This is a genomic window from Mitsuaria sp. BK037 (assembly GCF_014193045.1).
In the GTDB taxonomy this organism is placed as follows: Bacteria; Pseudomonadota; Gammaproteobacteria; order Burkholderiales; family Burkholderiaceae_C; genus Roseateles.
This window is the reverse complement of sequence record NZ_JACHYS010000003.1, coordinates 830,547-852,570: the sequence shown is the minus strand read 5'-3', so window position 1 is coordinate 852,570 and position 22,024 is coordinate 830,547. Positions and strand designations below refer to the sequence as shown.

Here is a 22,024-nt window from a genome sequence, read left to right as displayed (position 1 = left end):
GATGACCGAACTGATCCATCTCTGGCAAGCGGGCGACGGTGTCGCCCGTTTCGTTTCCCTGCTGCTGCTGGCGATGTCGGTGTGCAGCTGGGTGCTGATCTTCTGGCGCGGCTGGACGCTGGCGCGGGCCCGCGCCGACCTGGGCCGGGGGCTGCCGGTGTTCTGGACGGCGCCCGACCTGGGCCAGGGACGCGAGCACCTGGCGCCGCTGGACCGCGGCGCGCTGATGCTGCCGCTGATCGACGCCGCGATGCAGGACAGCGCGCCCGGCACCCTGGCCGCCACCGCGCGCAAAACCTCGCAGCTCACGCGCCGTCTGCGCGACGCGCTGCACGCGGTGCTGGGCGGCCTGAACCGGGGCCAGGTCATGCTGGCGACCATCGGCGCGACCGCGCCCTTCGTCGGCCTGTTCGGCACCGTCTGGGGTATCTACCACGCGCTGCTGAGCATCTCCTCGACCGGCAACTTCAGCCTGGACAAGGTCTCGGGGCCGGTCGGCGAAGCGCTGATCATGACCGCCGCCGGCTTGGCGGTGGCCATCCCGGCGGTGCTGGCCTACAACCTGTTCGGCAAGTGGGTCGCCGCCTGCGAGGCGGAGCTCGAGGGCTTCGCGCACGACCTGCGCGAGTTGATCGACGAGGCGTGAGCGCCCGCCCGACCTGAGCTGATGCCATGAAGTTCGGCCGCCTCGAACGCCGCGAAGCGCCCAAGCCGATGGGCGAGATCAACATGACGCCGCTGATCGACGTCATGCTGGTGCTGCTGGTGATCTTCATCATCGCCGCGCCGCTGATGGGCAGCGCGTTGAAACTGGACCTGCCCAAGAGCGATGCCGCCGCGCCCGGCCCGGGCGCCAAGTTCATCGCCCTGGTGATCACCCCGGAGGGGGACTACCTGCTGGGGGATGAGCCGCTCGACGCCAAGGCGGTGCGCGAGCGCCTCGTGCAGCTGGCCGCACGCCAGCCCGACGCCGAGCTGCGCCTGAGCGCCGACCGGGCCGTGCCTTATGGGAAGGTCGCCCAGTTGATCGGCTGGGCGCAGAAGGCGGGGCTGAACCGGATCGCTTTCGTCGCGGAACAAGGCGAGGGCGAGGGCGGCGAAGTCGGCGAGGCCGGCCCCGCCAGAGCAGCGCCCGACCCCGCCGCGAAGCGCTGATCGCTCACCCCCGCAGGGTGGCGCCCACCGGGAGGATGGGCGGCGGCGCGCGGCCTCCTACAATCGGCGGCTACGTTGCCCGAGCCACCATGAACGAGAAATACGCTCCCTCCGAGGTCGAACAGGCCGCCCGCGACCACTGGAACGCCAGTGACGCCTACCGCGTCGTCGAGGACGCGTCCAAGCCGAAGTTCTACGCCTGCTCCATGCTGCCCTACCCGAGCGGCAAGCTGCACATGGGCCATGTCCGCAACTACACGATCAACGACATGTTGACGCGTCAGCTGCGCATGAAGGGCTACAACGTGCTGATGCCGATGGGCTGGGACGCCTTCGGCCTGCCCGCGGAGAACGCGGCGATGAAGAACAAGGTGCCGCCGGCCGCGTGGACCTACGACAACATCGCCTACATGAAGTCGCAGATGCAGGCGATGGGCCTGGCGATCGACTGGTCGCGCGAGATCGCCACCTGCAAGCCGGACTACTACCGCTGGAACCAGTGGCTGTTCCTGAAGATGCTGGAGGCCGGCATCGCCGAGCGGCGCACGCAGGTCGTGAACTGGGACCCGGTCGACCAGACCGTGCTGGCCAACGAGCAGGTGATCGACGGCAAGGGCTGGCGCTCGGGCGCGACGGTCGAGAAGCGCGAGATTCCCGGCTACTACCTCAAGATCACCGACTACGCGGAAGAGCTGCTGGCCGCGGTCGCCGATCCGTCGGACAAGAACTTCCTGTCGGGCTGGCCCGAGCGGGTGCGCCTGATGCAGGAGAACTGGATCGGCAAGAGCGAGGGCCTGCGCTTCGCCTTCCCGCATGCGATCCAGGGCGAGGACGGCCAGCCCATCCAGGACGGGCTGCTGTACGTCTTCACGACGCGCGCCGACACCATCATGGGCGTGACCTTCTGTGCCGTGGCGCCGGAGCATCCGCTGGCCGCGCACGCCGCGAAGACGAATCCCGCGCTGGCCGACTTCATCGAGGAATGCAAGCAGGGCGGCACGACCGAAGCCGAGCTGGCCACGCAGGACAAGAAGGGCCTGGCGACCGGCCTCTTCGTGACGCACCCGCTGACCGGCGAACAGGTCGAGGTCTGGGTCGGCAACTACGTGCTGATGAGCTACGGCGACGGCGCCGTGATGGGCGTGCCGGCGCATGACGAGCGCGACTTCGCGTTCGCGAAGAAGTACGGCATCGCGATCAAGCAGGTCGTCGCCGTCGAGGGCGAGACCTACTCGACCGACGCCTGGGCCGAGTGGTACGGCGACAAGCAGCGCGGCACCTGCATCAACTCCGGCGCGCTGGACGGCCTGACGCACAAGCAGGCGGTGGACAAGGTGGCCGAACTCGTCGGCACCAAGGGCCTGGGCGAGAAGAAGACGACTTGGCGCCTGCGCGACTGGGGCGTGAGCCGCCAGCGTTACTGGGGCACGCCCATCCCCATCATCCATTGCGACAGCTGCGGCCCGGTGCCGGTCCCGGAAAAGGACCTGCCCGTCGTGCTGCCGGAGGACTGCATCCCCGACGGCAGCGGCAATCCGCTGAACAAGCGCGCAGACTTCCTGAACTGCAGCTGCCCGAAGTGCGGCGCCGCCGCCAAGCGCGAGACGGACACGATGGATACCTTCGTGGACAGCTCGTGGTACTTCATGCGCTATTGCGATGCGACCAATCCCGAGCAGATGGTCGCGAACGGCACCGACTACTGGATGCCGATGGACCAGTACATCGGCGGCATCGAACACGCGATCCTGCACCTGCTGTACGCGCGCTTCTGGACCAAGGTCATGCGCGACCTGAAGCTCATCAAGTTCAACGAGCCGTTCACCAACCTGCTGACGCAGGGCATGGTGCTCAAGGGCGCCTTCTTCCGCAAGCCGGAAGACGCCGGCAAGCACTACTACTGGGAGCACGAGGTCGACGTCATCCGCAACGAGCATGGCCTGCCCACCGGCGGCACGCTGAAGGCCGACGGCCTCCCGCTCGAGTACGAGATGACGACGATGTCGAAGTCGAAGAACAACGGCGTGGACCCGCAGGCGCTGATCGACGAATACGGCGCCGACACCGCCCGCCTGTTCGTGATGTTCGCGTCCCCGCCCGAGCAGACGCTGGAGTGGAACGACGCCGGCGTCGAGGGCGCGCACCGCTTCCTGAAGCGGGTCTGGGGCTTCGGCGCGAAGCAGGCCGAGGCGATCAAGGCCGGCGGCGCCGATTTCGCCGCGCTGAACGACGAGGGTAAGGCGCTGCGCCGCGAGGTACACCTGGTGCTCAAGCAGGTCTCGTACGACTACGAGCGCATGCAATACAACACCGTCGTGTCGGGCGCGATGAAGCTGCTGAACGCGCTGGAAGGCTTCAAGGCCGAGGGCCAGTCGGCCGCGGTGCGGGAAGGCTTCTCGGTGCTGCTGCGCGTGATCTACCCCGCCTGCCCGCACATCGCGCATGCGCTGTGGACGGAACTGGGCTTCGCCGCCGAACTGGGCGAGCTGCTGGACGCCCCCTGGCCGCAGGTCGACGAAGGCGCGCTGGTGCAGGACCAGATCGAGCTGATGCTGCAGGTCAACGGCAAGCTGCGCGGCTCGATCAAGGTCGCCGCGTCGGCCGACAAGGCGGTGATCGAGGCCGCCGCGCTGGCCAATCCCGAGTTCGAGAAGTTCGCCGAAGGCAAGACGCCCAAGAAGGTCGTCATCGTGCCGGGCCGCCTCGTCAACGTGGTGGTCTGACGCCATGAAGCGCCGCCACCTGCTGTCCTTCGCTTCCCTGGGCGCGCTGGGCGCCGCGGCCGGGCTCCCCGGCTGCGGTTTCGAGCTGCGCAAGGAACCGGTCTACCACTTCAAGACGCTGGCGCTGACCGGCTTCGTGCCGCACTCGCCGCTGGCGCAGGAGCTGCGCCGCCAGGTGCAGCGCAGCACGGTGCGCCTGGTCGAGGACCCCAACCGCGCCGACGTCATCATCGACGCCGAGCGCGAGGTGCGCGACAAGACCTCGGTGGCGACGACCGCCGCGGGGCAGATCACGGAATGGCAGCTGCGACTGTCGCTGGACTACTCGCTGCGCACCGCCGGCGGGGACATCCTGCTGCCGCGCACCGAGCTGCGCCTGACCCGCGACATGAACTACAGCGAAAGCGCGGCGCTGGCCAAGGAGCAGGAAGAGGCCTCGCTGCAGAAGGCGATGCAGGTGGAGGCCGTCGGCCTGCTGCTGCGCCGCCTGGCGGCGGTCCACCTGCCCAACTGAACGCCGACGGGACGCGCGGATGCAGATCAAGGGCGAGGCGCTGGCCGGCCAGTTGGCCAAGGGGCTCAAGCCGGTGTACGTGGTGCACGGCGACGAACCGCTGCTGGCGCAGGAAGCCGCCGACGCGCTGCGCGCCGAGGCCCGCCGGCAGGGCTACAGCGAGCGCCAGGTGTTCACCGTCAGCGGCGCCTACTTCGACTGGGCGCCGGTGATCGCGGCTTCACAGGCGATGAGCCTGTTCGCCGACAAGCAGCTGATCGAGATCCGCATTCCCACGGGCAAGCCGGGCAAGGACGGCTCCGAAGCCCTGCAACGCTACGTCGACGGCCTGCCGCCCGACGTGCTGACGCTGGTGACGCTGCCGCGGCTGGACAAGACGCAGCTGAGCAGTGCCTGGTTCACCGCGCTGGACACGGCCGGCGTGTCGGTGAAGGTCGATCCGGTCGAACGGCGCGAGCTGCCGGCCTGGATCGCCCGGCGCCTGCAGCAGCAGGGCCAGTCGGTGGCCTCCGGGGCGCAGGGCCAGCAGGCCCTGGAGTTCTTCGCCGACCGGGTCGAGGGCAACCTGCTCGCCGCCCACCAGGAGCTGCAGAAGCTCGCGCTGCTGCACCCGCCGGGCGAGCTCAGCCTGCAGCAGATCGAGGCGGCGGTGCTGGACGTGGCGCGCTTCGACGTCTTCAAGCTCAGCGAGGCGCTGCTGGGCGGCAAGATCGGCCGCGTGCTGCGCATGCTCGAGGGCCTGAAGGCCGAGGGCGAGGCGGCGGTGCTGGTGCACTGGACGATGGCCGAGGACATCCGCGGCCTGAAGCGGGTCCATGACGCGGTGGCGGCGGGCAAGCCGCTGCCGATGGCGCTGCGGGAATCCCGCATCTGGGGACCGAAGGAGCGCCTGTTCGAGCGCATCGTGCCGCAGCTGCATGGCGCGGCGCTGACCCGGCTGGTGGTGGCCGCCCAGACCTGCGACGGCATCGTCAAGGGGCTGCGCCATCCCGAATGGCCCACCGATCCGTGGGAGGCGCTGGGGCGCCTGGCCCTCATGTTGGAGCAAGCCCTGCGTCCGCCGGCGCAGAAAAACCGCTATGGTTGACGGCATCTCGTCCACCTGACGTCGCCGATGCGCCTGCTCCGCTCCGCAGCCCTGTCGACCGGCCGATCCGGTACCGTCGCTTGCCGCCCGTCCCCTGACGGCATGGGGACGCCGGGCGCGCGGCGCGCCTCGCCGCGGCAGGCGTGGACCTCGGCGCCAGGACGGCTCGCCGCCCTGGCGATCGCGCTGGGCAGCGCCGGCGCGAGCCAGGCCGCGGGCCAGGCCACGGATTGGACCCTCCAGGTGCGCGACGCCACCGGCGCTCCGGTGCCGAACGCAGCGGTCGCCGTCGAGCTCAAGGGCCAGCCCGTCCGGCCGGCGACCGGCGCCGCGGCCACGATGCCCCAGCGCGATCGCCAGTTCCAACCCCAGCTGCTCGTGGTGCAGACCGGCACCGCGGTGAACTTCCCCAACTTCGACACCGTCCGGCACCACGTCTATTCGTTCTCCCCGACGAAAAAGTTCGAACTCAAGCTGTACTCGGGCACGCCGGCCGAGCCGGTGGTCTTCGACAAGCCCGGTGTCGCGCAGCTGGGCTGCAACATCCACGACCGGATGAGCGCCCACATCGTCGTCGTCGACACCCCGCTGTTCGGCATCACCGACGCCAAGGGCGAGGTGACGCTGAACCTGCCGCCGGGCGAGCACCGCCTGCGGCTGTGGGCGACGCGCATGGGCAATGCCGCGCCGAGCGCTCAGCCGCTGGTGGTCGCCGCCGGCGCCGCGGGCGTGCTCAAGGTCGAGCTCAAGGACTGAGGCGCCGATGCGCTGGCCGGACTTCCTCAACCTGCGGCGGCTGGAGGGGCGCATCGTCGCGCTGTTCCTGGCGCTGCTGCTGGTCGTCCAGCTGCTGAACCTGGCGCTGATCAACGAAGGCATCGGCCGCAACGCGCGGGCCTCGGTGGCCGAGGAACTCGAGGCCGGTGAGCGCATCCTGGTCCAACTGATCGAGGAGGACAACGAGCAGCGCGGCCTGGTGGCCGACCTGCTGCAATCGGACTACGGCCTGCGCCAACTGGTCGCGGCCGGCATCCAGGGCGAGGAACTGCGCGGGATGCTGCAGGACGTCTTCACCAACCTGAGCGCGCGGGGCGACGCGTCCTTCATCGGCTACGCGGACGACAGCTTCAAGCTGGTGACCGCGACCGATCCGATCGCCGCCAAGGTCGCTCCGCTGTTGCGCGGCGTCACGCGCCAGCAGCAGGGCCGGACGCAGAGCCAGCTGCTGCTGGTGGGCGGCAAGGCCTATCAGGTCGTGGTCGCGCGGATGCGGGCCGCCGGGCTGGGCGGCTGGATCTTCACCGGCTTCGAGATGAAGAGCGACCAGCTCCAGGAGCTCAAGCGCATCGTGCGCATCCAGGGCGTGCTGCTGGCGCAATCGGCCGCGGGGCAATGGCAGGTGCTGTCGACCGTGCTGGACGCGACCGCCACGGCGCGCGCGGTGCAGGCGCTGCCCACCTTGAGCGCGACGGACCGCACGGTGCAGACCTTCCATCTGGAACTGGAAGGCGAGCAGTTCCAGGCGCGCCTGCAGCCGCTCGACCATGGCGGCGATACCGACAAATCGGTGGCGGTGCTGCTGCTGCGCTCGGTGGACGAGGCCCTCGCGCCTTACCGGCGGCTGCAATGGATGCTGCTTGGCCTGAGCGTCGCCGGGGTGTTGCTGTTCGCGATCGGGGCGGTGTTGACCGCCCGCCGCATCACCGGGCCGGTGAAGGCGCTGGCCAGCGAGGCGCACAGACTGGGCCAGGGCGACTATGCGCGGCCGGTCGAGCGGCCGTCCAGCGACGAGATCGGCGACCTGGCGGAGGCCTTCGAGGCGATGCGCCAGGGCATCCGGTCGCGCGAGGAGGAGGTGAACCGGCTCGCCTTCTGGGATCCGCTGACGGACCTGCCGAACCGCGAGCAGTTCCACCAGGCGCTGGCGCGGCGCATGGCCGAGAGCGAGGTGCGCTTCTCTCTGCTGATGCTGAACCTGGACCGCTTCAAGCATGTCAACGACGTGCTGGGGCGCGCCTTCGGCGACCGGCTGCTGCGCGCGGTGGCGGACCGGCTGCAGCATTTGCTGAAGGACGAGGTGCGGCTGACCGCCCGGGTCGGCGGGGACGAGTTCGTGCTGCTGATCGAGGGCGCCGGCGCGACGCGCGCGGAGACGATCTGCAAGCGCATCCAGCGAGATTTCGAGCGCGCGCTCAGCATCGACGACCAGACGGTGGACCTGTCTGCCGGGATGGGCGTGGCGCTGTATCCGCAGCACGGCCGCGATCCGATGCTGCTGCTCGCTCGGGCGGAGCTGGCGATGCATGCGGCCAAGCGCGGCCAGAGCGGCTGCGAGGTCTATGCGCCGAGCATGGACGCGGCCAGCCAGGAGTCGCTGTCGCTGCTCAGCGAGCTGCGCCACGCGATCGACGCGGGGGAACTGCGGCTGTTCCTGCAGCCCAAGGTGGACCTGCATGCGCAGAAGATCTCGGGTGCGGAGGCGCTGGTGCGCTGGCAGCATCCGTCGCGCGGGCTGGTGCCGCCGATGGCCTTCATCCCCTTCGCCGAGCAGACCGGTTTCATCCGCCAGATCACCGCGTGGGTGCTGCAGGCCTCGGCGCAGGCCTGGATGAGCCTGCAGCGCGAGGGCCTGGCGCTGCCGATCAGCGTCAACCTGTCGACGCGCGACCTGATGGACCAGGACCTGCCGATCAAGGTGGCGGACCTGGTGGCCGGCGTGCCGCCGCCGGCCCTGTGCCTGGAGATCACCGAGTCCGCGATCATGGACGACCCGCAGCGCGCGCTGCAGACGCTGGAGCAACTGCACGCGCTGGGCTTCAAGCTGTCGATCGACGACTTCGGCACCGGCTACTCGTCGCTGGCCTACCTGAAGCAGTTGTCGGTCGACGAACTCAAGATCGACCGCAGCTTCGTGATGAACATGGAGCGCGACATCGACGACGCGAAGATCGTGCGCTCGACCATCGAGCTGGCGCACAACCTGGGCCTGTCGGTCGTGGCCGAGGGCCTGGAGACCGGCAAGCAATGGACGCTGCTGCAGACGCTGGGCTGCGACCAGGGCCAGGGGTATGCGCTGTCACGACCGATGCCGGCCGAGCAGTTCGCGCAGTGGCTGCGCGACTGGCAGCCGCCGGACCTCGGCGATGCGCGCGCCAGCACGATCCTGGCCGGGCTGTGACGACGAGCCCGAGCGTCGCGTCGCTCAGGGGGCTCAGGGGGTGATGTCCGGGCCGGCTCGATCCCTCGAGCCAGGCGCTCAGGAGTCCCGATCCTCCAGCGCATCGCACAGCGCCTCGAGGCCAGCGCGCACCGTGCGGGCGCGGACTTCGTGGCGGTCGCCGGTGAAGTGCTCCCTCCACACGCGGATCCGCGAGCGGCCATGCATCAGCGCCAGCCACACCGTGCCCACCGGCTTGCTTTCGGTCCCGCCGCCCGGCCCGGCCACGCCGGTCACCGCGATCGCCCAGTCGATCGGCGCATGCGCGACGAGGCCACGGGCCATCTGCTCCGCCACCTCGCCGCTGACCGCGCCGTGCAGGCCGATCAGCGCCGCCGGCACGCCCAGCAACTCGGTCTTGGCCTCGTTGCTGTAGCTCACGACGCCGCGCTCGAACCATTGGCTCGATCCCGCCAGGCTGGTGCAGGCCGCGGCGATCAGCCCGCCGGTGCAGGACTCCGCGGTGCCCATGCGTTCCTTGCGCTGGATCAGCGCCAGCGCGATGCGCTCGATCAGTTCGGACTCGTCGGGAAACAGCATGGGGATCTCCTCGTCGATGGATCTGGCATCCGTGGATGAAGGCGCGGCTCGCAGCGTCAATGCAGCAAGGCCCGCGCGCCGGCCAACACCACGAGCGTACATCCGGCGGCGACCAGATCGTCGAAGAGGATCCCGAAGCCTTGCCACACCGTCACCGGCTGCCCGGGCTCGATCTTGAAGAGGCCGTCGGCCCAGCGCACCGGCCCCGGCTTGGCGGCGTCGAAGTAGCGGAACAGCGCGAAAGCGGCCAGTTGCCACCCGAAACCCGCCGGCATCAGCAGCCACAGCACGAGCCAGATCGCGATGATCTCGTCCCACACCACCGCCCCCGGGTCGCAGGTGCGCAGGTGCCGCGCCGTCACCGTCGACGCCCACCAGCCGACCGGCAGGCTGACCGCGATCAGCACGGCCCACTGCGCCGGCGACAGCCACAGGTTCAGCACCGCGAACGCGGCCCAGCCCCACAGCGTGCCCACGGTGCCCGGCGCCTTCGGCGACAGGCCGCTGCCGAAGCCCATTGCGATCCAGTGGGCGGGGTGTCTCGCCATGAAGGCGAAGGTCGGTCGGACGGCGCTCATGACTTGAAATGGTCGAAGCTGCGCGGCAGGTCCTGCACCGGATGCCCCAGGCCGTCGACCACGCGCAGGCCGGGGGCCGACTCGATCCGTCCGATGCGGTAGACCGGCGTGCCGGCGGCGCGGCCGGCCTCGAGGACCCGCTGGCGCGCATCGGGCGGCGCGGTGAAGACGAGTTCGTAATCGTCGCCGCCGGTCAGCAGGCACAGCCGCTGGAGGTCCTCCGGCATCGCGCCGAGCACCGCCGAGCGCGGCAGGTCCGCCAGGCGCAGCGTCGCGCCGACGTTGGAGCGCCGGAGCACGTGCCCGAGGTCGCCCGCCAGCCCGTCGGAGACGTCCACCGCGCTGGTCGCCAGGCCTCGCAGCGCCTTGCCCAGCGCCACGCGCGGCTCGGGCATCTCCATCCGCAGGCGGACTTCATCGAACTGCGCGGCGCTCAAGGACAGCGTGCCGCGGAACACCTCCAGCGCCAGCCGCGCATCGCCCAGCGTGCCGCTGACCCAGAGGTCGTCGCCGACGCGCGCGCCCGAGCGCAGCAGCGCCTGGCCGGCGGGGACTTCGCCCATCGCGGTGATGTTGAGGTTGAGCGGCCCGGCCGTCGTGTCGCCGCCGGCCAGCACGATGCCCTGCGCGTCGGCCAGCTCGAACAGCCCCTGCGCGAAGCCGGCCAGGAAGGCCTCGTCCACGCGCGGCAGCGCCAGCGAGAGGAAGAAGGCCCGCGGCGTCGCGCCACAGGCCGCCAGGTCGCTGAGATTGACCGCCAGCGCCTTGTGGCCGAGGCGCCGCGGCGAGACCGTCGACAGGAAATGCCGGCCCTCGACCAGCATGTCCGCCGTCACCAGCCATTGATGGCCGGCCGTCGGCGTCAGCAGCGCGCAGTCGTCACCGATGCCCAGCGCCACCGCGCCGCCCTCGGTGCGGCCAGCGCGCGCGTCGCGGCCGAAGAAGCGATCGATCAGGTCGAACTCGCCCAGCGGCCGCCCGTCCCGTCGCTCGCGCGAATCAGAAGAATCACCCATGGGCGGCATTGTCGCCGCGCAGCAGGTTGGACAGCTCCACCGCGGACTTCACGTCCATCTTCTCGAACACCCGCGCGCGGTGGACCTCGACGGTGCGCACGCTGATGTTGAGCTGGTCCGCGATCAGCTTGTTGGGCAGGCCCTGCACCACCAGCTGCATGACCTCGCGCTCGCGCTCGGTCAGCTCGCCGACACGGTGTCCCAGCGCCGATTTCGCGTCGCGCGCGGCGATCGCCTCGGCGCTCTGCGCCAGCGCCTGTTCGACGCGGTCGACCAGCGCGTTGTCGGAGAAAGGCTTCTCGACGAAGTCGTAGGCGCCCTGCTTCACCGCCGCCACCGCCGTGGGCACGTCGCCATGACCGGTCAGGAAGATCACCGGCAGCGTGTCCAGCAGGCCGCGCTCGATGAGGCGCTCGAACAGCGCGAGCCCGCTCATGCCCGGCATGCGCACGTCCAGCAGCAGGCAGCTGGGCGCCGACGGCCAGTCGCGTCCGCCGCGGGGCAGGCCGTCGAGCAGCGACTCGAAGGCCTCGGCGCTGCCGAAGCCCTCGGACAGCAGCCGGCGCGAGCGCAACAACCAGGCCAGCGCATCGCGCACCACATCCTCGTCGTCGACGAGGTAGACCATCGGCAGGGACTGCGGCTTCATGCGGACGACTCTCCAGATCCAGTGACGGGCAACCGGTCGGCCCCGGTGCCGGGGGCCGCGCCAGGCGCATCCTCGCACGGCAGGCTGAAGCGGAACTCGGTGCCGGTCGGCGACGCGGGGGCGACGCGGCTCTCGAAGTCCATCGCACCGCCGTGCTGTTCCACGACCGTGCGGCACAGGCTCAGGCCCAGGCCCATGCCCTCGGTGCGGGTCGTGAAGAAGGGCGTGAACAGCTGGCGCGCGACTTCCGCCGGAATGCCCGGCCCATGGTCGACCACCGCGAAGCTCAGCCAGCGCGGCTGCAGGCGTCGCACGCGCAGCACCAGCGCGCGGTCCGCCAGCGGCGTGGGACCGTCCATGGCCTGGATCGCGTTGCGGGTGAGGTTCAGCAGCACCTGCTCGACCATCGTGCGGTCGCAGCGCACCCGCGGCAGGCCCTTGGGCAGGTCCATCTCGATGCGGGCGCCGCTCTTGCGCGCCTGCAGCCGCACCAGCGGCAGCACCGCGTCGAGCAGCTGCTCGACATGGACCCACTCGCGCGCCGCCTCTCGCCGCCGCACGAAGTCGTGGACGCTCTTGATCACGCGGCCGGCCCGCTCGGCCTGCTCGGCGATGCGGGTCACGGCCTGCCGCACCATCGCCGGCGTCTGCGGGTCGTCGGCCTCGCGCACCATCAGGTTGATCGACGCGGTCGCGTAGCTGGCGATCGCGGCCAGCGGCTGGTTCAGTTCGTGGCTCAGCAGCGAGGCCATCTCGCCGACCGTGGCCAGGCGCGCCGTCGCCTGCAGCCGGTCCGACTGCTGGCGCGACAGCTCCTCGACCTTGCGCTGCGCGCTCAGGTCCAGCACGGCGCTCATCCAGCCGGTCTGCTGGCCCTCGGCGTTGAGCAGCGGCGCCTCGTAGATCATCACCGGGAAGCGCTCGCCGGTGCTGCGCGCGAAGACCGTCTCGAAGCCCTCGCGCGGCGGCAGGCCGGCCTCCCATCTCGCCTCGCGGTCGTGATGGCGGCGCCAGTATTCCTCGATGAACTCGGGCGGCCAGTACGGCGGCGCCTGCGGCGGGCGGCCGGTGCCGACCAGTTCTTCCGCGGCGTACCCGACCATCGCGCAGAACGCCGGGTTGACGTAGCTGATGTTGCCGTCCAGGTCGCGCGCGCGCAGGCCGGTGATCAGCGAGTTCTCCATCGCCTGCCGGAACGCGAGCGACTCGGCCAGCGCGTGCTCCGCCTGCGCGCGCTTGCGCGTGTCACGCGCCAGCACGATGACCAGCGCGAACAGCGCCAGCGACAGGCCGATCACCAGCGCCGTCGCCAGGTTGGGGATCAGCTGCGGCCGGCCGGTCGCGTTGTCCACGCGCAGCTGCAGGCTCAGGCCGGGCAGGTCGAGCAGGCGCTCGGACAGGTAGAAGCCGCTGCCGCGCGTCAGGCCGGTGCGCGCGAGCCGCGTGCCGTCGCCCTCGACGAAGGACATCTCGAAACGGCGCGCCTGCTCCTGCGAGACCGATTCCTCCAGCAGCGGCCGCAGCCCCATGGTCGCCACGACGTAGGAGCGCGGCTCGCCGGCGCGCACCCGGGGCAGGCACAGGTCGGCGACCTCCATGCCGTCGCCGCCGGGGCCCGGCACGAAGTACGAGCGCGAGAACAGCGGCGTGCCCTGGCGCAGCGCGGCGATGCAGGCGAGCTCGGTCTCGATCTGGAGCTGCTCGCGCGACAGCGTCGAGAACAGCGGCGGCGCATAGGGCGTGTCGACCGCGCGGCGCACCTGGCGCTGCTCGTCGCGCAGCTCGATGCGCAGCATGACCCGCGTCTGACGCAGCTGCGCGGCGGCGTTGCCGCGCCAGTCGTCGTCCTCGGCCCACATCAGGCCCTGCAGGCCCTGCAGGTCGCGCCCGATCAGCTGCTTGGCGCGCGCGGTCACCTCGGCGGCGGCGAGATCGGAGGCCTCCTGCGCGCGCGCAGCCTCGTGGCTCAGCGTCAGCGTCAGCAGCAGCGACTGCGCGATCAGCAGCAGTCCCACCAGCGTGCCCCACAGCAGCGCACGCCGCCAGCGCCGCGGCCGGGTGCCACGTGCCAGGGGGGTGGAAGGGGCGGACAGCATGATGGTGGGCGAAGGCAGGCAGGGACCGCGGCGCGGCGTGAAGGGGGCGTCGGGACGCGCCGCGAAGGACTTTGGAGTGCCTTGAAAGGACCTTGAAAGGACCTTGAAAGCCAGGTCCGGACGAGGGCCTCGCGCGCGTGCGGGGCAGGCAGTATGGCGCTCGCGCGGGCGCTCCGGATGCGCAGTTTCGCGTATGCCCCTGCGGCCCGGGCGACATGCAGCATACGCATAGTCCGCACTGTCGCCGCCGGGTCGGACTCCTACAATCGCCGACCCGGCCCACGACGGCGGACCGGTTTCAACCAGAAGAGTCCCCCATGTCCACGTCCGAAGAAAAACGCGCTCAGCTGCGCCAGGCCGCTCTCGAATATCACGAGTTCCCGACCCCCGGGAAGATCGCCATCGCCGCCACCAAGCAGCTGATCAACCAGCGTGACCTGGCGCTGGCCTACTCGCCGGGCGTGGCCGCCGCGTGCGAGGAAATCGTCGCCGACCCGGCCAACGCCTTCCGCTACACCTCGCGCGGCAACCTGGTGGCCGTGATCTCCAACGGCACCGCCGTGCTCGGCCTGGGCGACATCGGCCCGCTGGCCTCCAAGCCGGTCATGGAGGGCAAGGGCGTCCTGTTCAAGAAATTCGCCGGCATCGACGTCTTCGACCTCGAGATCGACGAGAAGCACGACCTCGACAAGCTGGTCGACGTGATCGCCGCGCTGGAGCCGACCTTCGGCGGCATCAACCTCGAGGACATCAAGGCGCCGGACTGCTTCTACGTCGAGCGCGAACTGCGCAAGCGGATGAAGATCCCCGTCTTCCACGACGACCAGCACGGCACCGCCATCGTCGTGGCCGCCGGCCTGCTCAACGGGCTGAAGGTCGCGGGCAAGGACATCCGCTCGGTCAAGCTGGTCACCTCGGGCGCCGGCGCCGCCGCCCTCGCCTGCCTGAACCTGCTGGTCAAGCTCGGCCTGCCGCGCGAGAACATCTGGGTGACCGACCTGGCCGGCGTCGTCTACGAAGGCCGTGCCGAACTGATGGACCCGGACAAGGCCGTGTACTCGCAGAAGACCGAGCTGCGCAGCCTGCGCGAGGTCATCGCCGGCGCGGATGTGTTCCTGGGCCTGTCGGCCGGCGGCGTGCTCAAGCAGGACATGGTCGCGTCGATGGCGGCCAAGCCCATCATCTTCGCGCTGGCCAATCCGAATCCGGAGATCCAGCCCGAGGACGTGCACGCGATCCGCGACGACGCGCTGATGGCCACCGGCCGCACCGACTATCCGAACCAGGTCAACAACGTCCTGTGCTTCCCCTACATCTTCCGCGGGGCCCTGGACTGCGGCGCGACGACGATCAATGACGAGATGGAGATCGCCGCCGTCCACGCGATCGCCGAGCTGGCGCAGGCCGAGCAGAGCGAGGTCGTCGCCGCCGCCTACGCCGGCGCCAACCTCAGCTTCGGCCCCGAGTACCTGATCCCCAAGCCCTTCGACCCGCGCCTGATGATGAAGATCGCCCCGGCCGTCGCGAAGGCGGCCGAGGCCTCCGGCGTGGCGCTGCGTCCGATCCAGGACATGCCGGCCTACCTGGAGAAGCTGCAGAGCTTCGTCTACGCCTCCGGCACGACGATGAAGCCGATCTTCCAGATCGCGAAGAAGGCGCAGCACAAGCGCGTCGCCTACGCCGAAGGCGAGGAGGAGCGCGTGCTGCGCGCGGTGCAGGTGGTCGTCGACGAAGGCATCGCCCGCCCGACGCTGATCGGCCGCCCGCAGGTGATCGCCCAGCGCTGCGAGCGCTTCGGCCTGCGCCTGCAGGAGGGCCGCGACTACGACGTGGTGAACACCGAGTTCGACCACCGCTATCGCGACTACTGGCAGACCTACCTCGCGATGACCGAGCGCAAGGGCGTCACGCAGCAGCTCGCCAAGATCGAGATGCGCCGCCGCCTGACGCTGATCGGCGCGATGATGCTGCACAAGGGCGAGGTCGACGGGATGCTCTGCGGCACCTGGAGCAACACCGCGATGCACCTGCAGTACATCGACCAGGTCATCGGCAAGCGCCCCGGCGTCAAGAACTTCGCCTGCATGAACGGCCTGATCCTGCCGGGCCGCCAGGTCATGCTGGTCGACACCCACGTCAACTACGACCCGACCGCCGAGCAGATCGCCGAGATCACCGTGATGGCGGCCGAGGAAATGATGCGCTTCGGCCTGCGCCCGAAGGCGGCGCTGCTGTCGCACAGCAATTTCGGCTCGAGCAACTGCCCGTCCGCGGTCAAGATGCGCGACGCGCTGGCGCTGATCAAGGACAACGCGCCCTGGCTGGAAGCCGACGGCGAAATGCACGGCGATGCCGCGCTGGACCCGCATTACCGCGAGCAGCTGGTCTCCAACAGCACCCTGACCGGCGAGGCCAACCTGCTGGTCATGCCCAACATCGACGCGGCCAACATCAGCTACAACCTGCTGAAGACGGCGGCTGGCGGCGGCATCGCCATCGGGCCGGTCCTGCTGGGCGCGGCCAAGCCGGTCCACGTGCTGACCCCGTCGGCGACCGTTCGCCGCATCGTGAACATGACGGCGCTGACCGTCGCGGACGCGAACGCGGCTCGCTGAGCCAGCGGCGATTCCGGGGCCGGACAGGCCCTGGTATCGCTCATCCAAGCCGCCGGAGGGCCTTTAATCCCGACCTCCGGTCCGGCCTATAGAAAAAGTTTGTAGTGGCTCACCAGTCAATTTCCACTGGATGACTACTCACGTTTGTGGGCGTTCGGGCGAATGTGTGCGCATGCTAACAATGCCGCTTTTTAAGGCATTGTGGTAGCCCCTGGCTTGAGCATTCGAGGCCCTTTCTGTACCATCTTGGTTTCAGAGTTCAGGGTTAACCCTCGCTGGCTCAGCCCTCCCCCACCGACGATCACAGGCCCCGCGGGCGCTGTTCCGGTGCACGGCCCCACCCAGACATGAGCTCGGATACCCCATCTAGGAGGAACGCGACAATGCTTTTGCAGACAGTCCGTCCCAACATCGTGCAGGCGATCAGAGCCTACCGGGTCGAGGACTTGATGCAGGCCGCGCAGGACGCCGGCCAACATTTCCTGTACGCCAACCTGTCTCCGGCCGAGACCAAACAGGACGTGCTGGAACTGATTGCCAGCAACTTCCTGTTCCCGGCGCACTTCGGCAAGAACATGGAAGCGCTGTACGACTGCATGACCAATCTGGTCCACAAGTCGGGCACGCAACCAGGGTTCGTCGTGGTGTTGGACCAGTTGCCCGATCACGCGAAATTCGATCGGGAGGCACGCGAGCAGTTGCTCGATGTCTTCCGCGAGGCGGCCGACTTCTGGGCCGAGCGGAAGATCTCCTTCAGGTGTTTCTATTCTTTTCAGTAGCCCGCTCCCAAGAATCAGGGTCATGGGAGCGGGCGACTGAGGTGGCCCCCGAAGCGAAGCCGGTGCTCAAGAGCACCAAGACCAATCCGAACCCCAACTTCGGCATGAACATGCCGATGATGTGCAGCGCGTTCGACACGTCGATGTGGCTCAGCGCCGCTTGATGGACTGAAGCGCCGGTTCTGCGCACAAGGCCTTCCGGCGACGGAAGGCCTTTTTCATTGGGCGTCGCCGGCCCATGCGCCCGCTAGCTGCCGCTCAGCCCTGGACGGCCTGCGCCAGCGCGACGAACTCGGCCACCGGCACTTCCTCGGCACGGCGCTGCAGGTCGAAGGTCCCGCCGAAGCCGCGCGCCTCCAGCCACTTCCCCAGCGAGTGCCGCAGCAACTTGCGGCGCTGGGAGAACGCCGAGGCCACCAGCTCGCTGAGCAGCGCCTCGTCGATGCGGGCGGGCGCCGACAGCGGCACCATGCGCACGATCGCCGAATCGACCCGCGGCGGCGGATCGAAGGCCTCCGGCGGCACATCGAACAGCGCCTCGACGTCGTACCGCCATTGCAGCATCACGCTCAGCCGGCCGTAGTCCTTGCCGCCGGGCCCGGCGGCCATGCGGTCGACGACTTCCTTCTGCAACATGAAGGTCTGGTCCACCACATGGTCCACCACGCCGAGCAGGTGGAAGAGGATCGGCGAGGAGATGTTGTAGGGCAGGTTTCCGACGACCTTCAGCTTGCGGCCCCGTTCCGCGGCCAGCGCCGCGAAGTCCACCTTCAGCACGTCGGACTCGATGACGGTCACATCGCCGCGCTTGCGCATGCGCGCGGCCAGGTCGCGGTCCAGCTCGATCACGGTGAGCGGCTGGCTCGAGGCTGGCAGCCGCTGCAGCAGTGGCAGCGTCATGGCGCCCAGCCCGGGACCGATCTCGACCATCGCCTGGTCCTCGCCCGGGCCGATGGCGTCAATGATGCCGTCGATGATGGCCTTGTCGGTCAGGAAGTGCTGGCCGAAGCGCTTGCGCGCGACATGTCCCATGAACTCAGTCCCGGCCGCTCAGTCCAGCCACTCGCGCGTCTCGATGAAGGCGCGGGCGCGCATTTCCTTCATCCAGTCGTTGTACGCGTCGTCGTACTTGCGCTCGCGCAGCGCGTTGCGCGCCTGTTCGCGCAGCTGCTTGTTGTCGAGCACCACGTCGCGGCGCTCCATCACCTGGATCAAGTGGATACCGAAGCGCGACGGCACCGGGTCCGAGATGCCCTTGAGCGGCAACGCATCCATGGCCTGCTCGAACTCGGGCACGAAACCACCCGGCGACACCCAGCCCAGGTCCCCGCCTTCCTGCGCGCTGCCGTCTTCCGAGTTGGCTCTGGCCAGTTGCTCGAAGGTGGCGCGGCCGGACTCGATCGCGCGCTTGAACTCGACCAGCCGGCGCGTGGCCTGCTCCGGCGTCAGCTGCTCGGACGGGCGCAGCAGGATGTGACGCGCGCGCGTCTGCACGACCACGTTGATCGAGGCCTTGCCGGTCTGGCGCTCGATCAGCTTCATCACATGGAAACCGGCCTCGGAGCGCAGCAGTTCGGGGCGCACCTCGCCGGGCTGCAGGTCCTTGACCGCATCGACGAAGACGTCCGGCAGCTTGTCCGCCGCCCGCAGGCCGATCTCGCCGCCGCGGTTCTTGTTGGCGTCCTCCGACAGCTCGCGGGCGACCTTGGCGAAGTCCTCGCCCGCCTTCACCCGCGCCAGCGCCGATTCGGCGCGCGCCTTGCGCTCAGCCAGCACGACCGGGCCGGCGCCTTCGGGCACCGGCACCAGGATCTGCGCCACGTTCAGCTGCGCGCGGCCCTGCAACGCGGCCTGGCGCTCGTCCAGGTACTTGTCGATGTCGCCGTCGGTAACGCGGATGCGGCCCTGCACCTCGCGTTCGCGCACGCGCTCGCTCAGCATCTGGTCGCGCAGGTTCTCGCGGAAGCGCTTGAAGTCGATGCCTTCGGCGGCCAGGCGCTGGCGGAGCTCCGGCATCGTCAGCTTGTTCTGCGTGGCCACGTTCGCCACGACCCGGTCCAGCTCCGGCTCGTCGACCCGGGGACCGTTCTCGCGCGCGTAGGTGACGACCACGCGCTCGTCGATCAGGCTGTCCAGGGCCTGCTTGTGCAGCAGCTCGTTGGTCACGTTCTGGCCGCGCTGGCGGGCTTCCTCGCGCATGCGCTCGGTGCGCTGGATCACTTCCGACGCCGCCACGATGTCGGTGTTGACGATCGCCGCGATGTAGTCACCCGGCTTGAGCTGGCGCTGTTCGACGACCGGGCGATTGGGCGTCGCGGCGGCCGCCGATGCGGCCGGGGCGGGGGCGGCGGGCCGCGTCTGCGCCAAGGATGCCGAGCCGGCCAGGGCGGCGGTCAGGGACAGGAGCGTGGCCGCCACAGGCTTGAGATGTCGCATCGAACGCAGTTCAGTCATAAGTGCCAAAAGCCGACCGCTCGGAGCTGAGCGACCGGTAACCCGGAATATTGTCTCTCAACACCTTCAGGGCATTGGAGCCCAGCGGCGACAGGCCGACCAGCTCCAGCTGCAGGATCAGCCGGGTATTGGTTTCCGCGCGGCCGGTGGCCTGGCGCTCGGCACCGACACGCAGGATCCAGCAGCCCGAGTCGTATTCGGCGCCGATGACGGAATCGGTGAAGCGCTTGTCGCGCATGCTGTACTGCAGGCGGCCCGCGCCGTACCAGGCGCCGGCGCAGCCCGGTCCGCCCGCCACCGACTTGCGGTCCGGTCCGAACAGCGGCCACTGCCAGGCCAGCTCGACCTGCTCGCTCTGGCCGCGCGCCAGCCGGTAGGACGCGCTGACGGTGCGGAACGGCCCCGGCGAATAGCGCAGCCGCAGCACCGTCCGCTCGACCTTGCCGTCGGACGAGTTCAGCTGCAGCGTGCTGTCGGTCCACCACGCCTGGTTCAGGTGGGCCGAGGCCAGCAGCACCACGTCCGAGAGGCGGTGCGTCTGCGGCGTGCCGTCCGGCGTGATGCGCTGGTTGCGGAACAGGTAGCGCTGGACCATGCCCAGGCGCAGCTGTTCCTCGCCCTTCTCGTCCTCGATCCAGCGCGTGGTGGCGCCGAAGGCCAGCATGTTGGCGTCGTTGACGCGGTCCACGCCGGAGAACTGGTTCTCCGCGAAGACCGAATCGAAGTTGTAGTCGCGCGGCGCGGCGTCGAAGTTGGGGATCAGGCTCTGGTCCCGGTACGGCGTGTTCACGTACAGCAGGCGCGGCTCGAGCGTCTGGCGCATCGCCTGGCCGAACAGCGAGGTGTTGCGCTCCAGGATCCAGCCGTGGTCGACGCTGAAGGTCGGGATGGTGCGGCCGATCGAGCGCCGGCCGGTGGCGTCGATGGGCTGGTCCAGGTTGTAGCTGGCCGAATTGACCGACAGCTTGGGGATCAGCCACCAGGCCGCGCCGCTGAAGGGCAGGCTGACGTGACCCAGCAGGTGCATGCGCTCGCCGGTCTGGGTCTGCGAACTCAGCGCGCCGCCGGGCAGGTCGAAGCGGTTGTACTCGACCTCCAGCCCGCCTTCCAGGCGCGCGCGACGGCCGGTGGGCAGGTAGCCGGCCAGCACCGATTCATCGGCCCCGGTCTGCAGCCGCACGCCGATCTGCGGCGAGCGCTGGTAGGGCGACGCGAACTGGTCCTCCACCTGCGCAACCTGCAGCGGCTGCCACTTCTGCACCCGCGCGTAGGTCTGCATCTCGCCCCAGTTGAAGCTGAAGTCGCGCTGCGTGCGCAGGTCCGTCGACAGCAGGCGCGGCGTCTGGGACAGCATGCGGCTGCGCAGGTCCTTCCAGTAGTCGTCGTCGGAGACACGCTCGGTGTGGACGTTGTAAGTCCAGTTGGGCGTGATGTCGCCGTCGCCGTTCAGGCGCAGGTCCCAGCGCGAGCGGCCGGTCACGCGGTCGTGCGGCAGCAGCGCGTAGTCGATCTGGCCGCGATGGCCGGGCTCCAGGTAGCGGAACTGGCTGTCCACGCCGGGGCCGCGCCGCGTCATGATGAAGGGCGTGATGGTCGCGTCGCGGTTGGGCGCGATGCTCCAGTAGAAGGGCTGGCTGTACTCGACGCCGCTGCGGTTGTCGATGTTGACGTTGGGCGGCAGCAGGCCGGACTTGGGCTGGTCGCCGAGCGGGAAGCTCAGCGACGGCGCCGCCAGGATGGGCACGCCCAGGAAGCGCACCACCGCGTCCTTGGCCACGCCCTCGCCCGCGTCGAAGTCCAGGTTCAGGCTGCTGGTGACCAGCTCCCAATCGCGCTGGCCCTTCTTGCCGGCCTTGGCGTCCTGCAGGTCCTGCTCGCCCTTGTCCGACACCGGGCAGGTCGAGTAGGTCGCCTCGTCGGCGCGCATGCGCTGGTCGCCGAGGAAGTGCAAGGCCTTGGCGCTGCCGCTGCCGCCGGTGGCGGCGAAGAAGTAGGTCGGGCTCTCGAGCTGGCCTTCGAACTTGTCGACGAAGAGCTCCAGCTTGGGGCCACGCAGCACCGCGCCGTTCTGGCTGAGCTCCACCTCGCCCTCGGCGGTGGCCAGGTCCTGCGGGTAGTCGTAGCGCAGCGTCTTCGACTTCAGCAGCATGCCGCCGTAGCGCAGCTGGACGTCGCCCTCGGCGGTCGAGGTCTGGTCCATCTCGCTGGTGATGCGGTCGGCGCTGAGCGCCATCGCGGGCCGGGCGTCCTTGCGCTTGGTCTGGTGCAGCTGCTTGACCGACTTGAGGATCAAGGGCTGGCCGGCGGACTCCTGCGCCTGCGCCGTAGACACGGAGACCGCGGGCAGCGCGACCGCCAGGGCGGCGGCCAGGGAGATCGGACGGGGTCGGGAAACCGGAGGGCGCATCAGGCGGGCAGCGTCTTGCAGAGGTCAGGCGGCCGCGCGTCGGTCGCGCCGCGCTGCCCGGGGTTTGTAGAATCATTATCCACGAGGCTCGCCGGCCGGCAGGACCGCCGAAGCGCCTTGTCACCGTCCTCCGGGGCCGCTCGCGCAGCGGCCCTTCTGCTTCCCGCCCCTGCCTCGCCGGGCTCGATCCCGCG

General features: G+C 69.7%; 18 protein-coding genes. 10 read left to right on the top strand and 8 right to left on the bottom strand.

Annotation, left to right across the window (positions count from 1 at the left end):
- Window position 1: 1 nt before the first annotated feature.
- From FHT37_RS20505 to FHT37_RS20475, 7 genes are all read left to right on the top strand, one after another.
- On the top strand, window positions 2-646 hold the full coding sequence (locus FHT37_RS20505; protein ID WP_091730771.1) for a MotA/TolQ/ExbB proton channel family protein: 645 nt from the start codon (window positions 2-4) through the stop codon (window positions 644-646).
- 26 nt (window positions 647-672) lie between these two features.
- Window positions 673-1,155 carry a biopolymer transporter ExbD gene (locus tag FHT37_RS20500; protein ID WP_091730768.1) on the top strand — a complete coding sequence of 161 codons (483 nt, stop codon included), beginning with the start codon at window positions 673-675 and terminating at the stop codon, window positions 1,153-1,155.
- Between the two features lie 89 nt (window positions 1,156-1,244).
- Window positions 1,245-3,878 (top strand): leucine--tRNA ligase, encoded by a 2,634-nt coding sequence (gene leuS / locus FHT37_RS20495; protein WP_091730766.1) that lies wholly within the window; start codon window positions 1,245-1,247, stop codon window positions 3,876-3,878.
- A 4-nt stretch (window positions 3,879-3,882) separates the two neighbouring features.
- A complete protein-coding gene (gene lptE / locus FHT37_RS20490; RefSeq protein WP_091730762.1) occupies window positions 3,883-4,392 on the top strand; it encodes an LPS assembly lipoprotein LptE in 510 nt (169 codons plus the stop codon).
- A gap of 19 nt (window positions 4,393-4,411) precedes the next feature.
- A complete protein-coding gene (gene holA, locus FHT37_RS20485) occupies window positions 4,412-5,479 on the top strand; it encodes a DNA polymerase III subunit delta (RefSeq protein ID WP_183483963.1) in 1,068 nt (355 codons plus the stop codon).
- Between the two features lie 102 nt (window positions 5,480-5,581).
- A complete protein-coding gene (locus FHT37_RS20480; RefSeq protein WP_255489864.1) occupies window positions 5,582-6,235 on the top strand; it encodes a methylamine utilization protein in 654 nt (217 codons plus the stop codon).
- Between the two features lie 7 nt (window positions 6,236-6,242).
- The gene (locus FHT37_RS20475; RefSeq protein ID WP_091730754.1) at window positions 6,243-8,657 is read left to right on the top strand and encodes a bifunctional diguanylate cyclase/phosphodiesterase; all 2,415 of its coding nucleotides are present in this window, start codon (window positions 6,243-6,245) and stop codon (window positions 8,655-8,657) included.
- 78 nt (window positions 8,658-8,735) lie between these two features.
- Here the strand turns inward: FHT37_RS20475 and FHT37_RS20470 are convergent, their stop codons facing one another.
- The 5 genes from FHT37_RS20470 to FHT37_RS20450 are packed head-to-tail and all read right to left on the bottom strand — an operon-like array spanning window position 8,736 to window position 13,575.
- A complete protein-coding gene (locus tag FHT37_RS20470; protein WP_147241794.1) occupies window positions 8,736-9,236 on the bottom strand; it encodes a CinA family protein in 501 nt (166 codons plus the stop codon).
- A gap of 56 nt (window positions 9,237-9,292) precedes the next feature.
- Complete coding sequence (locus tag FHT37_RS20465) at window positions 9,293-9,814, bottom strand: phosphatidylglycerophosphatase A (RefSeq protein WP_091730746.1); 522 nt, start codon at window positions 9,812-9,814, stop codon at window positions 9,293-9,295.
- The gene (thiL, locus tag FHT37_RS20460; protein ID WP_183484235.1) at window positions 9,811-10,785 is read right to left on the bottom strand and encodes a thiamine-phosphate kinase; all 975 of its coding nucleotides are present in this window, start codon (window positions 10,783-10,785) and stop codon (window positions 9,811-9,813) included. Before thiL ends, FHT37_RS20465 begins: the two co-directional genes overlap by 4 nt.
- 37 nt (window positions 10,786-10,822) lie before the next feature.
- On the bottom strand, window positions 10,823-11,479 hold the full coding sequence (locus FHT37_RS20455; protein ID WP_091730740.1) for a response regulator transcription factor: 657 nt from the start codon (window positions 11,477-11,479) through the stop codon (window positions 10,823-10,825).
- The gene (locus tag FHT37_RS20450) at window positions 11,476-13,575 is read right to left on the bottom strand and encodes a sensor histidine kinase (protein ID WP_183483956.1); all 2,100 of its coding nucleotides are present in this window, start codon (window positions 13,573-13,575) and stop codon (window positions 11,476-11,478) included. The genes FHT37_RS20455 and FHT37_RS20450 overlap by 4 nt, the downstream gene beginning before the upstream one ends.
- Before the next feature lie 317 nt (window positions 13,576-13,892).
- Between FHT37_RS20450 and FHT37_RS20445 the strand changes: the two genes are divergently transcribed.
- From FHT37_RS20445 to FHT37_RS25490, 3 genes are all read left to right on the top strand, one after another.
- The gene (locus tag FHT37_RS20445; RefSeq protein ID WP_147240454.1) at window positions 13,893-16,190 is read left to right on the top strand and encodes an NADP-dependent malic enzyme; all 2,298 of its coding nucleotides are present in this window, start codon (window positions 13,893-13,895) and stop codon (window positions 16,188-16,190) included.
- A 347-nt stretch (window positions 16,191-16,537) separates the two neighbouring features.
- Complete coding sequence (locus tag FHT37_RS20440) at window positions 16,538-16,969, top strand: barstar family protein (protein ID WP_091730726.1); 432 nt, start codon at window positions 16,538-16,540, stop codon at window positions 16,967-16,969.
- A gap of 41 nt (window positions 16,970-17,010) precedes the next feature.
- Window positions 17,011-17,133, top strand: coding sequence for a hypothetical protein (locus tag FHT37_RS25490; protein ID WP_255488907.1), 123 nt, complete (start codon window positions 17,011-17,013; stop codon window positions 17,131-17,133).
- A gap of 94 nt (window positions 17,134-17,227) precedes the next feature.
- On the opposite strand, the gene rsmA is transcribed toward FHT37_RS25490, so the two are convergent.
- The 3 genes from rsmA to FHT37_RS20425 are packed head-to-tail and all read right to left on the bottom strand — an operon-like array spanning window position 17,228 to window position 21,830.
- Complete coding sequence (gene rsmA / locus FHT37_RS20435) at window positions 17,228-18,001, bottom strand: 16S rRNA (adenine(1518)-N(6)/adenine(1519)-N(6))-dimethyltransferase RsmA (protein ID WP_091730722.1); 774 nt, start codon at window positions 17,999-18,001, stop codon at window positions 17,228-17,230.
- An 18-nt stretch (window positions 18,002-18,019) separates the two neighbouring features.
- Window positions 18,020-19,405 (bottom strand): peptidylprolyl isomerase, encoded by a 1,386-nt coding sequence (locus tag FHT37_RS20430; protein WP_183483954.1) that lies wholly within the window; start codon window positions 19,403-19,405, stop codon window positions 18,020-18,022.
- 10 nt (window positions 19,406-19,415) lie between these two features.
- A complete protein-coding gene (locus FHT37_RS20425; protein ID WP_091730713.1) occupies window positions 19,416-21,830 on the bottom strand; it encodes an LPS-assembly protein LptD in 2,415 nt (804 codons plus the stop codon).
- Window positions 21,831-22,024: the final 194 nt, after the last annotated feature.